The organism is Candidatus Pelagibacter sp. (genome assembly GCF_052049855.1).
Lineage (GTDB): Bacteria > Pseudomonadota > Alphaproteobacteria > Pelagibacterales > Pelagibacteraceae > Pelagibacter.
In genome coordinates this window covers 196,099-206,900 of sequence record NZ_JBNGZE010000003.1, presented here as the reverse complement: position 1 = coordinate 206,900, position 10,802 = coordinate 196,099, and the positions used below count along the sequence as shown (strand labels likewise).

At 29.4% G+C, this 10,802-nt stretch carries 14 protein-coding genes and 1 pseudogene; 4 read left to right on the top strand and 11 right to left on the bottom strand.

Annotation, left to right across the window (positions count from 1 at the left end; genetic code table 11):
* Positions 1-326, bottom strand: a pseudogene (locus tag ACTT9X_RS06625) (ubiquinone biosynthesis protein UbiB); the annotation flags it as partial.
* 23 nt (positions 327-349) lie between these two features.
* Between ACTT9X_RS06625 and ACTT9X_RS06620 the strand changes: the two are divergent.
* Positions 350-2,434 carry a DNA translocase FtsK 4TM domain-containing protein gene (locus ACTT9X_RS06620; protein WP_440934849.1) on the top strand — a complete coding sequence of 695 codons (2,085 nt, stop codon included), beginning with the start codon at positions 350-352 and terminating at the stop codon, positions 2,432-2,434.
* Positions 2,434-2,982 carry a LolA family protein gene (locus ACTT9X_RS06615; RefSeq protein ID WP_440934848.1) on the top strand — a complete coding sequence of 183 codons (549 nt, stop codon included), beginning with the start codon at positions 2,434-2,436 and terminating at the stop codon, positions 2,980-2,982. Before ACTT9X_RS06620 ends, ACTT9X_RS06615 begins: the two co-directional genes overlap by 1 nt.
* On the opposite strand, the gene ACTT9X_RS06610 is transcribed toward ACTT9X_RS06615, so the two are convergent.
* From ACTT9X_RS06610 to hisB, 7 genes are read right to left on the bottom strand one after another with little or no spacing between them, the layout of a single operon-like run.
* Positions 2,979-3,482: a GNAT family N-acetyltransferase gene (locus ACTT9X_RS06610; protein ID WP_440934847.1), complete on the bottom strand. Its 504-nt coding sequence runs from the start codon at positions 3,480-3,482 to the stop codon at positions 2,979-2,981. The genes ACTT9X_RS06615 and ACTT9X_RS06610 overlap by 4 nt on opposite strands.
* The gene (locus tag ACTT9X_RS06605; RefSeq protein WP_440934846.1) at positions 3,479-3,844 is read right to left on the bottom strand and encodes an HIT domain-containing protein; all 366 of its coding nucleotides are present in this window, start codon (positions 3,842-3,844) and stop codon (positions 3,479-3,481) included. Before ACTT9X_RS06605 ends, ACTT9X_RS06610 begins: the two co-directional genes overlap by 4 nt.
* A complete protein-coding gene (hisE, locus tag ACTT9X_RS06600; protein ID WP_440934845.1) occupies positions 3,841-4,113 on the bottom strand; it encodes a phosphoribosyl-ATP diphosphatase in 273 nt (90 codons plus the stop codon). Before hisE ends, ACTT9X_RS06605 begins: the two co-directional genes overlap by 4 nt.
* Position 4,114: 1 nt before the next feature.
* Entirely contained in the window at positions 4,115-4,870 is a 756-nt protein-coding gene (gene hisF / locus ACTT9X_RS06595) for an imidazole glycerol phosphate synthase subunit HisF (RefSeq protein WP_440934844.1), read from the bottom strand.
* The gene (gene hisA, locus ACTT9X_RS06590; RefSeq protein ID WP_440934843.1) at positions 4,863-5,588 is read right to left on the bottom strand and encodes a 1-(5-phosphoribosyl)-5-[(5-phosphoribosylamino)methylideneamino]imidazole-4-carboxamide isomerase; all 726 of its coding nucleotides are present in this window, start codon (positions 5,586-5,588) and stop codon (positions 4,863-4,865) included. Before hisA ends, hisF begins: the two co-directional genes overlap by 8 nt.
* Entirely contained in the window at positions 5,589-6,215 is a 627-nt protein-coding gene (hisH, locus tag ACTT9X_RS06585; RefSeq protein ID WP_440934842.1) for an imidazole glycerol phosphate synthase subunit HisH, read from the bottom strand.
* A 5-nt stretch (positions 6,216-6,220) separates the two neighbouring features.
* Positions 6,221-6,811, bottom strand: a complete 591-nt coding sequence (gene hisB / locus ACTT9X_RS06580) for an imidazoleglycerol-phosphate dehydratase HisB (RefSeq protein WP_440934841.1) — start codon at positions 6,809-6,811, stop codon at positions 6,221-6,223.
* Between the two features lie 89 nt (positions 6,812-6,900).
* On the opposite strand from hisB, the gene hslV reads away from it, so the two are divergent.
* Positions 6,901-7,416: an ATP-dependent protease subunit HslV gene (hslV, locus tag ACTT9X_RS06575; RefSeq protein ID WP_440934840.1), complete on the top strand. Its 516-nt coding sequence runs from the start codon at positions 6,901-6,903 to the stop codon at positions 7,414-7,416.
* Positions 7,416-8,789, top strand: a complete 1,374-nt coding sequence (gene hslU / locus ACTT9X_RS06570; RefSeq protein WP_440934839.1) for an ATP-dependent protease ATPase subunit HslU — start codon at positions 7,416-7,418, stop codon at positions 8,787-8,789. Before hslV ends, hslU begins: the two co-directional genes overlap by 1 nt.
* Here hslU and ACTT9X_RS06565 read toward each other — a convergent pair.
* The 3 genes from ACTT9X_RS06565 to ACTT9X_RS06555 are packed head-to-tail and all read right to left on the bottom strand — an operon-like array spanning position 8,779 to position 10,783.
* Positions 8,779-9,384: a 2OG-Fe(II) oxygenase gene (locus ACTT9X_RS06565; protein ID WP_440934838.1), complete on the bottom strand. Its 606-nt coding sequence runs from the start codon at positions 9,382-9,384 to the stop codon at positions 8,779-8,781. The genes hslU and ACTT9X_RS06565 overlap by 11 nt on opposite strands.
* Positions 9,381-9,935: a tetratricopeptide repeat protein gene (locus tag ACTT9X_RS06560; protein WP_440934837.1), complete on the bottom strand. Its 555-nt coding sequence runs from the start codon at positions 9,933-9,935 to the stop codon at positions 9,381-9,383. The genes ACTT9X_RS06565 and ACTT9X_RS06560 overlap by 4 nt, the downstream gene beginning before the upstream one ends.
* Entirely contained in the window at positions 9,932-10,783 is an 852-nt protein-coding gene (locus ACTT9X_RS06555; protein WP_440934836.1) for a sulfotransferase domain-containing protein, read from the bottom strand. Before ACTT9X_RS06555 ends, ACTT9X_RS06560 begins: the two co-directional genes overlap by 4 nt.
* Positions 10,784-10,802: the final 19 nt, after the last annotated feature.

The following is a 10,802-nucleotide window of genomic DNA, read 5'->3' as shown; positions in this document are numbered from 1 at the left end:
ACAATCGAAAATAAATAATCATAATTATTTCCAAAATTAATTAACTTTTGTTTTTCTAAATTATCACTGTAAATTTCTATTTTATTTAATTTATATGCAATTTTTTCAATATTAATTATTTTTTCATTGAAAAATTCTATATTGCTTTTTGAAATACCAATTGTACGAATTTTATTTACTGAGTATATTTTTTTAGGATAATTAATATCTACATAAATTTTTTGATTAACTAAAGATTTTGCTAAAGTTAAGCTCGATAAACCACTTCCAAGAATACAAACTCTCATATTATTTTTAATTTTAACAACAAAAATTAGATGATACAAAGTGATATAATTGATTCATATATATGGATATTAAAAAAACAGCTAATTTATTCATCGATTTTATATTTAAGCGGTTAGCTGAGATCTCTGGGTTAATTTTCTTATTTTTAGGCTTAACTTTATTAATTTCATTATTAACTTACTCACCTGAAGATCCAAACTTTATTTTTTCTACAAACACGGAGGTTAAAAATTTTTTTGGTTTTAAAGGTAGTTTTGTTTCTGATCTATTTTTTCAATCCGTTGGATTAATTGCCTACCTAATTTCACTAACTTTAATGTTTACAGGTATTAATCTTATAAAAAGTAAAGAATTTATTTTAATAATTGAAAATATTTTTTTTGTTGTACTTTATTGTATTTTTGGAACTCTTTTTTTAACTCATTTTTATTCTAATGCATTTACACTTTATATAAATGGTAATGGTGGCTTTATAGGTATTTTTCTTAACCAAACTTATTTAAATCAAATCTTAATTATAAACTATCAAATATCGTTTTATAGTTTAATTATTTTAAATTTATTATTATTCTTAAAAAGTATAAATTTTGAGCCAGTTCGATTTTATAAATTATTACTTAAGTCCACAACTTTGTTTAAAAACAAAGAAGAGAAAAATTATACAGATAAAAGTGAAATTATAAATGAATATATACCACAAGACGAAATTAAAAATCTTATACAAGAGGACTTACCTTTTATAAAAGCTGAAAACAAAAAAGATAACAAAATTAAATTTAAGCTTCCAGTTTTAGATTTATTAAAAATACCTTCTAAAAAAGAAAGAGAAGGATCTGAAAAAAATGAAAATAATGATCCTGAATTTTTAGAAAAAATTTTATTAGATTTTGGGGTTAATGGTAAAATTAAAAAAGTAAGTCATGGGCCTGTTGTAACACTTAACGAATTTGAGCCTGCTGCTGGAGTAAAAGTCTCTAAAATTATTAATTTATCAGATGATATAGCTAGAAACACTAGTTCAGAGTCAGCAAGAATTTCTACAATTCCTGGAAGGAATACTATCGGTATTGAGCTACCAAATACATCCAGAGAAAATGTTTATTTAAGTGAAATCTTAAACAATAGTGATTTTAAAAAAAAGGATATCAAATTACCAATAGCGCTTGGCAAAAGTATATCTGGCTATCCAATAATTGGAGATTTATCATCTATGCCACATTTGCTTATAGCTGGAACTACTGGTTCTGGTAAATCAGTATGTATAAATACAATTATTTTATCGCTACTTTACAGACACACTCCTGATAAATGTAAATTTATTCTAATTGATCCAAAAATGCTGGAGTTATCTACTTATGAAGGAATTCCACATTTGCTATGCCCGGTCATTACTGAAGCAAAAAAAGCAGCCTCTGTGCTAGGCTGGGTAGTGAAGGAAATGGAGAACAGGTATAGATTAATGACTAAAGAAGGCGTTAGAAATATTGATAGTTACAATTCAAAACATAAACTTCCAATGCCTTATATTGTGGTTGTTGTTGATGAAATGTCTGACTTAATGCTGGTTGCTGGTAAAGAAATTGAAAATTATATTCAAAAATTATCTCAAATGGCACGAGCTGCGGGTATACATATTATAATGGCTACTCAAAGACCAAGTGTAGATGTTATTACAGGCACAATTAAAGCTAATTTTCCTACTAGAATATCTTTTCAAGTAACATCTAAAATAGATAGTAGGACTATACTTGGAGAACAAGGCGCTGAACAATTGTTGGGAAAAGGCGACATGCTATACATGTCCTCAGCTAATCGTATAGTTAGAATTCATGCACCATTTGTATCAGATAGTGAAATTGAAAAAATAAACAATTCTTTAAGATCTCAAGCAGAGCCAGATTATGTTGATGAAATTCTAAATTTTGCTGATGAGAAAGAAATTGGCGATAGTCAAAATCAGGGAGAGAAAGACGAGCTTTACGAACAGGCTTTAGATATAATTAGGTCTGAAGGTAAAGCATCTACGTCATTTTTACAGAGGAAACTACAGATTGGATACAACAGAGCTGCAAGAATTATTGACATGATGGAGGCTAATGGGGTTGTTAGTAAAGCAAATCATGTAGGCAAAAGAGACGTGCTTTAATGCCACGATATTTTCTAATATTTTTTTTGTCTGTATACACCTCTGTCTCAAACGCTGACTACAAAGACAAAATAGTACAAAATTTGAAAGACACAAAAAATCTTGATTTTAAATTCGAACAAAATATTAATGGAAAAATAGAAAATGGAAACTGTACTATTGAGTATCCAAAAAAAATCTTTTGTGAATATGCAAGAAGTAATAATAAAATTTTGGTATCGAATGGAAAATCTTTAGTAATAAAAACAAGAACTAGTTATTACAGATATCCACTAGAAAAAACTGCTTTAAATTTAATTTTAGATAAAAATTTTCTACTAAATAAAATTTCTGATCTTGATGAAAGAATTGTTGATAATACTCTTATAAATTTCACAATTTTTGATCAGGATAACGAAATTAATATTTTTTTTGATAAAAAAACTTATGATTTAGTCGGGTGGCAGAATACAGATATTTATCAAAATTTTAATATTACTTTTCTTAGCTCTGTTAGAAAAAATAGGGTACTTCCAAAAGGTCTTTTTAAAATCCCTGTTCAGAATTAAATATTCAAAATTTCAGTTTTAAATATTTTCATTCCTCTAGAAACATAATTACCTAATGCATTTTTATGATCTAATGAACATGTATGAACCCAAACACGATCAGCTTTATTTTCAAAAGATTTTTTAATAGCCTCAGATAGTAAATAAGAACCTAGTTTTTTATTTTGATATTCTTCTAATATTCCCAAATAAGCAATTTCGGTTTCATTTTTTTCTGAATGAAAAATTAACTCAAAAAATCCCACTAAATCATCCTCAAATTTTAATACATAAGTTTTAACCTTTTCAGATGAGACGTAATTAATCCATTTTTCTTCTGACCAAGATAATCTATCTACCCACCTGTGATTTTTTCCAATGGTTTTGTAAAAAAATTTATTTAATTGAAAATTAATTGGGTCAATTAAACTTAAAGAATAATCTTCTGAAGGCTTGTTTCCTTCTTTAAGATCTTGAAGCGAGTTTATTTCTAGGTAATTTCTTTTGACTTCTTTGGTCACTCAACCAATTTTCCTACTCGTTCACCTCCAAATAAATGAAAGTGTAAATGAGGTACTTCTTGTCCACCATGATCGCTGATATTTACCAAAGCTCTGTAACCTTTACCTACTTCTGTTGAAATACCAAGCTTTTTTGCAACTATATTAATACCTTTTAATAATCCAACCATCTCCTCCGATGAGGCATTCAAACTAAAATCATCTAAATCAATATATTTACCTTTAGGGATAACTAAAGCATGAATTTTTTTTTGTGGGTTAATATCATGAAATGACAAAACAAAATCATCTTCATAAATTTTATTACAAGGTATCTCTCCACGTAAAATTTTTGCAAAAATATTATTATCGTCGTAACTCATTTTTTTCTTTTTTTTAACTCTAACATTACATCTTCAATTTTAATGTCATTCGCCTCAATATACATTAGCAAATGGTAAAATACATCTGCGGCCTCATGAATTTTATTTGAATTTTCCTCCACAGCCTCAATCAATTCATTAACTTCCTCTAAAATTTTTGCCTTACTCAATGATTTGTCATTAAGCAGCTTATTAGTATATGAACCTTCGACAGGTGAAGATTTTCTCTCACGTGCAAGTTTGATTAAGCTTTCTAATGTGTTAAACATATTAAATTCTAACAGGAATTCCTTTTGAATCCAAATACTCCTTAGCTTCTTTCACAGAATGTTTGCCGTAGTGAAATATTGATGCTGCTAAAACTGCGCTTGCATTTCCTAATTTAATTCCATCTACCAAATGATCTAAGTTTCCAACCCCACCAGACGCAATTACTGGAATATTTACCTTTGAAGATATCTTTGACATAAGCTCAATATCATAACCTACTTGAGTACCATCTCTATCCATTGATGTTACTAAGAGTTCGCCTGCTCCGCTATCCTCCATTTTTTTTGCGAATTCGATAGCATCAGCTCCTATATTATTTCTTCCTCCATGAGTAAAAATTTCCCATTTATCACCATTTTTTTTAGCATCTATTGCTATCACAATGCATTGAGATCCAAATTTTTTAGAACTTTCTGCAACTACTTCTGGATTTTGAACTGCAGCAGTATTGATCGATACTTTGTCTGCACCAGAGTTCAGTAGTTTATTAATATCCTCAACACTCCTAACACCGCCTCCAACTGTAAGAGGAACAAAGCATTTCTTAGAAGTTTTCTCTACTACATCGTAAATAGTATCTCTGTTTTCATTTGATGCCGTAATATCTAAAAAGCAAATTTCATCTGCTCCACCGTCTGAATAAATTTTGGCTTGTGCGACAGGATCACCTGCATCCTGCAAATCAACAAAATTAATTCCTTTTACAACTCGTCCATTTTTAACGTCTAAACATGGTATAATTCTATTCTTAAGCATCTAATTCCTTTACTAATTCATCCAATTTAATATCACCATCATAAATAGCTTTTCCAACTATAATGCCTTCAATGTTATTATTATTTAATTCTTTAGCCTTTTTAATGTCTTCAATTGAAGAGACTCCACCAGATATAATTACTGGGCAGTTAGAAGTATTAGCAACTTTTGATGTCTCATCGAAATTGGGGCTTTGCTTCATCCCATCTCTATTGATATCTGTGTAAATCAATCTGCTTGCACCAAAATCATTCACCTCTTTTAAATAATCTAAAGTTAATTTGTTGGAATTTTCTTTCCACCCAGAGACAGATAAATAGCCATCTTTAGCATCTAAACCTAAAGCAATCCTGTTTGGAAATTTTTCACAAGCTTCTTTTAAAAAGTTTTTATCTTTTATAGCTGCACTTCCTAAAATAACTTTTTCAACACCAGCATCAGTATATTTCTGAATACTCTCAAAATTTCTGATACCTCCACCAATTTCGATTTTAAGATCAAATTTAGTTACTATTTCTTGAATAACATCCAAATTAATTGTTTCTCCTGTTAATGCACCATCTAAATCAACTATATGTAAATTTTTAAAACCATGTTGCTTATATTTACTAGCTTGTTCAACTGGAGACATTTCATATTCAGTTTTGTTGTCAAAGTCTCCTTTGACTAACCTCACACACTTTTTATCTTTAATATCTATTGATGGAAATATTTTCATTTATAAACTTATAAAATTATCAATTATTTTGAGTCCAGTTTTATCACTTTTCTCTGGATGAAACTGTGTTCCAAAAATATTTTCTTTTTCAACAGAGCAAACAATATTTGATGAATAATCTGTTGTTGCTGAAATTACATTTTTATTTTCTGGTACAAATTCATAACTGTGAACAAAATACATGTGAGAATTATTTTCTATACCTTTAAAAATTTTACTATCTTTAACAATTTTAATTTCGTTCCAACCAATGTGAGGAAGTTTAAATTTTCCGTTTTGGTTATCTATTTTTGATACTTTTCCTGAAACCCAGCCAAGACCCTTTGTCTCTGTTTCTTCGTAACCAATATCTGCAAACATTTGAAGTCCTACACAAATTCCAAGAAGTGGTTTTTTATTATATATCGCAAATTCACTTAAAGTATCAACTAAACCACTGATGTTGTTAAGTGCATCAACACAACTTTTAAACGAACCCTGCCCTGGTAAAACAACTTTATCTGAAGATTTAATCTTATTTAAATCTGATGTTACCTCTATGCTTACTTTATCTTTAGCAACTTCTTTAAAGGAATTTATCACCGAGCTTATATTGCCCGAATTATAATCAACAATTGTAACGTTCATTAAACTTATAATGAGCCCTTAGTGGATGGAATGTTCTTTTTGTTTCTTGGATCCATCTCTAATGCAGCTCTTAAAGATCTTGCTAATGCTTTATAACAAGACTCAATTATGTGGTGACTATTATCACCATAAATATTTTCAACATGCATTGTGATGCCAGCTGATTGAGAAAATGCTTGGAACCATTCTTTGAATAGCTCCGTATCCATTTCTCCAAGTTTCTCAACTTTCAATTTTACTTTCCATATCAAATATGGTCTGTTTGAAACATCTATTGCAACTCTGGTTAATGTTTCATCCATCGGAATAACTGTGTGCGCATATCTTTTTATCCCCACAAATTTTTTGGCAGCTTTCTTTAAAGCTTCGCCTATAGCAATACCAGTATCTTCAGTTGTGTGATGAAGATCGATATGAGTGTCTCCTTTTGCTTTAATTTTTAAATCAATTAGAGAATGTTTTGATAATTGTTCAAGCATATGATCTAAGAAACCTATACCAGTGTCAATTTGGTACTTACCTTTGCCATCAATATTTACTTCAACATTGATGCTGGTTTCTTTTGTTTTACGAGATACTTTTCCTTTTCTGGCCATATATTTTTAATGGTATACATACATAATCTCTCTATATCAATATCAGTCTGAACACTTGAAGTATCAAAAATAGTTACCATTTATTAGATATGACAACAATTGTGCTAGTTAGAAAAAATAATGATGTAGTGGTTGCTGGTGATGGACAAGTTAGTATGGGAAATACCGTTGTTAAAAGCACTGCTTCAAAAGTCAGAAAAATTGAAAAAAGAGATGTGGTCGCTGGGTTCGCGGGATCAACTGCGGATGCTTTAACCTTATTTGAAAGATTAGAAGGAAAACTTGAAAAACATGCTGGAAATTTATCAAGAGCAGCTGTTGAATTAGCCAAAGATTGGAGAACAGATAAATATTTAAGAAGATTAGAGGCACTTATGGCTGTGGGAGATAAAAACAATAGCTATATTATTTCAGGAACAGGTGATGTTTTAGAGCCAGAGGGTGATGTAATTGGAATAGGGTCTGGTGGAAATTACGCATTAGCTGCAGGAAAAGTTTTAATGGATGGCGACATGTCTGCTGAAGAAGTTGCAAAAAAGGCTATCAAAGTGGCAGCTGATATATGTGTATTCACAAATAATAATGTGAAAATAGAAAAAATATAATGGATAAATCAAACGTAACACAACTGCACCCAAAAGATAAAAGTCAAAAAGAGGAAGCTTCATTGGTAAGTTCTTTATCTCCAAGAGAGATAGTTTCAGAATTAGACAGATTTGTTGTTGGACAAAACAAGGCAAAAAGAGCCGTCGCTGTTGCTTTAAGAAATAGATGGAGACGTCTGGCTCTTAGAGGTGAAATGAAAAATGAAGTTTTACCAAAAAATATTCTTATGATTGGCCCAACTGGTGTTGGAAAAACAGAAATTTCAAGAAGGCTATCAAAACTTGCAGAAGCTCCATTTGTAAAAGTGGAGGCTACAAGATTTACAGAAGTTGGGTATGTGGGAAGAGATGTTGAGCAAATCGTGAGGGATTTAATTGAAATAGCTATTTCAATGGAAAAAGTAAAAAAAAGAAAAGAGGTTTTTGCGCAAGCACAAAAAGCAGCAGAGGAAAAAGTTTTAGATGCTTTAGTTGGAAAAAAAGCAAGTTTGGCGACAAGAGAAAGTTTTAGAAAAAGATTAAGAAACGGAGATTTAGATGATAATGAGATTGAAATAGTTGTAAGTGATACTGGTTCAAGTGGTGCTTCTTTTGAAATTCCTGGAATGCCTGGCGCAAATGTTGGGATGATAAACATTGGTGAAATGATTGGAAAATCAATGGGTAATAAAGAAAAAAAGAAAAAAATGACTGTAAAAGAATCTCATGAAATTTTAATTAATGACGAGTCAGATAAATTAATTGAACAAGACAAAATCATTAAAGCCGCAAAGCTATCAACCGAAAACAATGGAATAGTTTTCTTAGACGAAATAGACAAAATTTCTGCAAGAACTGACAGGGTTGGAGGAGATGTTTCAAGAGAAGGTGTCCAGAGAGATTTGTTGCCCTTGATTGAAGGAACAACTGTAAATACAAAGCATGGTCCAATAAAAACAGATCACATATTATTTATTGCATCTGGGGCATTTCAGCTTGCAAAACCATCCGATTTATTGCCTGAGCTACAAGGAAGATTGCCTATTAGAGTTGAATTAGAGGCATTAACAAGTGAAGATTTTAAAAGAATTTTAAGGGAGCCTGATTTTAGTTTGATAAAGCAATATGTGGCCCTTTTAAAAACTGAAAATGTCGATCTTGAATTTTCAGATGATGGTATTGATGCTATTGCTAATATAGCATCAGAGGTAAATACTACTGTTGAGAATATTGGAGCTAGAAGGTTACATACTATAATTGAAAAAATTTTAGATGAAATCAGTTTTACAGCTACAGATAGAGCTGGTGAAAAAATTGTTATTAATAAAGACTATATTAATAAAAATTTAGATAATTTAGTAAAAGATACAGATCTGTCTAAATTTATACTTTAAAATCAATCCATCCAGTTATTATAAACTTTTCTCCTTTTTTTAAAACTGATCCACAATGCGCATGTGTCCATTCAGCTGGCCAAATTAAAGTTTTGCCTCGCTCTGGTTTCACTTTTATTTTATAATAATCAAAATCTGTAGTTCCTCCATCATCTTCTTTAACATCATTTAAATATGTCATCCATGCAAACAATCTGTGTAAAGTAGATACACTAGTTCGTTCAGAATGAAGTTTTGAAAAATGATCACCAGATGAATATTTTTGAATATTAAAGGGACCAATTCCTATTTTTTTAATAAAAGTTTTTAAAAAAGGGAATTGTTCTTTATAATCTAAAAAACACTCATTTAAGTGTTTAAAATACCTTATAAATATTTCACGATCTTTATCATCTAAACTGTTTGGGTTTATAGTTATATCTGTAGACTTTTTTACCTCTTCATTTAAGGTATTTCCAGATGTAACACCCTTCTTTTGTAAATTGGGATTATTTTCAAAAAAGGTAATTATACTTTTACATAATTCATCGTTTGAAATATTCCAACTTCCAATGAAATGTGGTGTTAACTCATTTGATAATTTAATTTTTTTCATTCGGAAACAATGTTTATATTATCATCATCTAATTCAATTACACCGGTTTCTTTTTGATATGCCTCTAACCCCTCTTTATATCTACCAATTTTAAATAAATTTCGTCTATAATAAGACAAAATTATTTTATTTTTTGGATATACTTGAATAAACTTTTTTGAAAAATTATCTAACTCATTACTTAAATTTAAAGCTGATAAGCAGTATGACTTTTTTTCAACCACTTGCTCTTGATCAGAATTTTTTTCTAAAGAATAACTTAAATACTCCAAAGCCTTTTGGAATTTTTTAATTTTCAAATACAATATAGCAAGATTATTTAGTGTCAGTATATTATTTTGATTTATATTAATACATTTTAAATAATATTCCTCCGCCAAGTCTGTTTCGTTAATTTGAAAATAACAATTAGCAACATTGTTAAGAGCTGGCTCAAAATTAGGATTTGTTTCTAAAATGTTCAGAAATAATTTAATTGCTTCATAAAAATTACCATTATTTTTTTGACTTTCAGCCTCATTAAAAATTTTTTCTAAATCTTTACTAATCATAGATAACCAAGTTCTTTCATTTCCTTTTTAAAGTGCTTTTCAATTTTTATTTTTAATTCATCTGGAAGTATTTTTTTCCAATCATTTTTAGGTCCAAGATTAAAAAAGGGAACCTTTTTTCCAGTTTTTGGGTTAGTTTTTGCTTCATCAAAACCACTTTTTTTTTCTAAATTTTTCATTATTGAAAAATCTGTACTTTCAATAACGTTTTTAAATTTTTCTTGATCAATTTTAAATTTTGTATCTTTAATTTTGTGGAGAAACTTTAATATTTTTCTGAAAGCAAAGTCCCTATTGCTAATTAAATCCTCATACTTAATTAAAAGATATTTGCTATGTTCTTTAAGGGATTTCCAACTATTATAATTACCGGCCCAAGTTCCCATATAAACTCTAGTACGATCAGAATTTTTAGAACTAATATCTCCACCAAATTTAAATTCCTCAATCATTATTCTTGTTGCCTCCTCCTTTGATATACTCATATGGTTAGCTACAGATGTAACTACATTCCTAGGATCTCTTACAACATAAATTACACCTAATGTATTATTTAAATCAGTAAATGGGTTGTTATCAATATTAAATAGATAGCTATGTGTTTTTAAAAATTGAGTTGCATCTTTTTTATTAAATGTTTCTTGTACTCTAATATAGTTTTTCAATACTTCTTTTTCTTTTGTTATATCAATACCCATTTTTTCGAATAATCCTATATTCGGAAATTGTTTAATGTTTTTTATTAACTCAAAATTATAATTTCCATCTTGTGAAAAGAAATATGCAGCAATCATAGATCTAACTAAAGTATTTCCACTTTTTGGATATGATGCTAACCAAACAAACATAATCGGTGATTTTATTTTT

Excerpts from the sequence above, each read along its gene's own strand:
- ACTT9X_RS06565 (WP_440934838.1), bottom strand. The coding sequence starts at position 9,384 with ATGAAAAAAATTAAATTATCAAATGAGTTAACACCACATTTCATTGGA.
- ACTT9X_RS06560 (WP_440934837.1), bottom strand. The coding sequence starts at position 9,935 with ATGATTAGTAAAGATTTAGAAAAAATTTTTAATGAGGCTGAAAGTCAA.
- hisB (WP_440934841.1), bottom strand. The coding sequence starts at position 6,811 with ATGGCCAGAAAAGGAAAAGTATCTCGTAAAACAAAAGAAACCAGCATC.
- hslV (WP_440934840.1), top strand. The coding sequence starts at position 6,901 with ATGACAACAATTGTGCTAGTTAGAAAAAATAATGATGTAGTGGTTGCT.
- hisA (WP_440934843.1), bottom strand. The coding sequence starts at position 5,588 with ATGAAAATATTTCCATCAATAGATATTAAAGATAAAAAGTGTGTGAGG.
- hslU (WP_440934839.1), top strand. The coding sequence starts at position 7,416 with ATGGATAAATCAAACGTAACACAACTGCACCCAAAAGATAAAAGTCAA.
- ACTT9X_RS06555 (WP_440934836.1), bottom strand. The coding sequence starts at position 10,783 with ATGTTTGTTTGGTTAGCATCATATCCAAAAAGTGGAAATACTTTAGTT.
- hisE (WP_440934845.1), bottom strand. The coding sequence starts at position 4,113 with ATGTTTAACACATTAGAAAGCTTAATCAAACTTGCACGTGAGAGAAAA.
- hisH (WP_440934842.1), bottom strand. The coding sequence starts at position 6,215 with ATGAACGTTACAATTGTTGATTATAATTCGGGCAATATAAGCTCGGTG.
- ACTT9X_RS06620 (WP_440934849.1), top strand. The coding sequence starts at position 350 with ATGGATATTAAAAAAACAGCTAATTTATTCATCGATTTTATATTTAAG.
- ACTT9X_RS06615 (WP_440934848.1), top strand. The coding sequence starts at position 2,434 with ATGCCACGATATTTTCTAATATTTTTTTTGTCTGTATACACCTCTGTC.
- hisF (WP_440934844.1), bottom strand. The coding sequence starts at position 4,870 with ATGCTTAAGAATAGAATTATACCATGTTTAGACGTTAAAAATGGACGA.
- ACTT9X_RS06605 (WP_440934846.1), bottom strand. The coding sequence starts at position 3,844 with ATGAGTTACGACGATAATAATATTTTTGCAAAAATTTTACGTGGAGAG.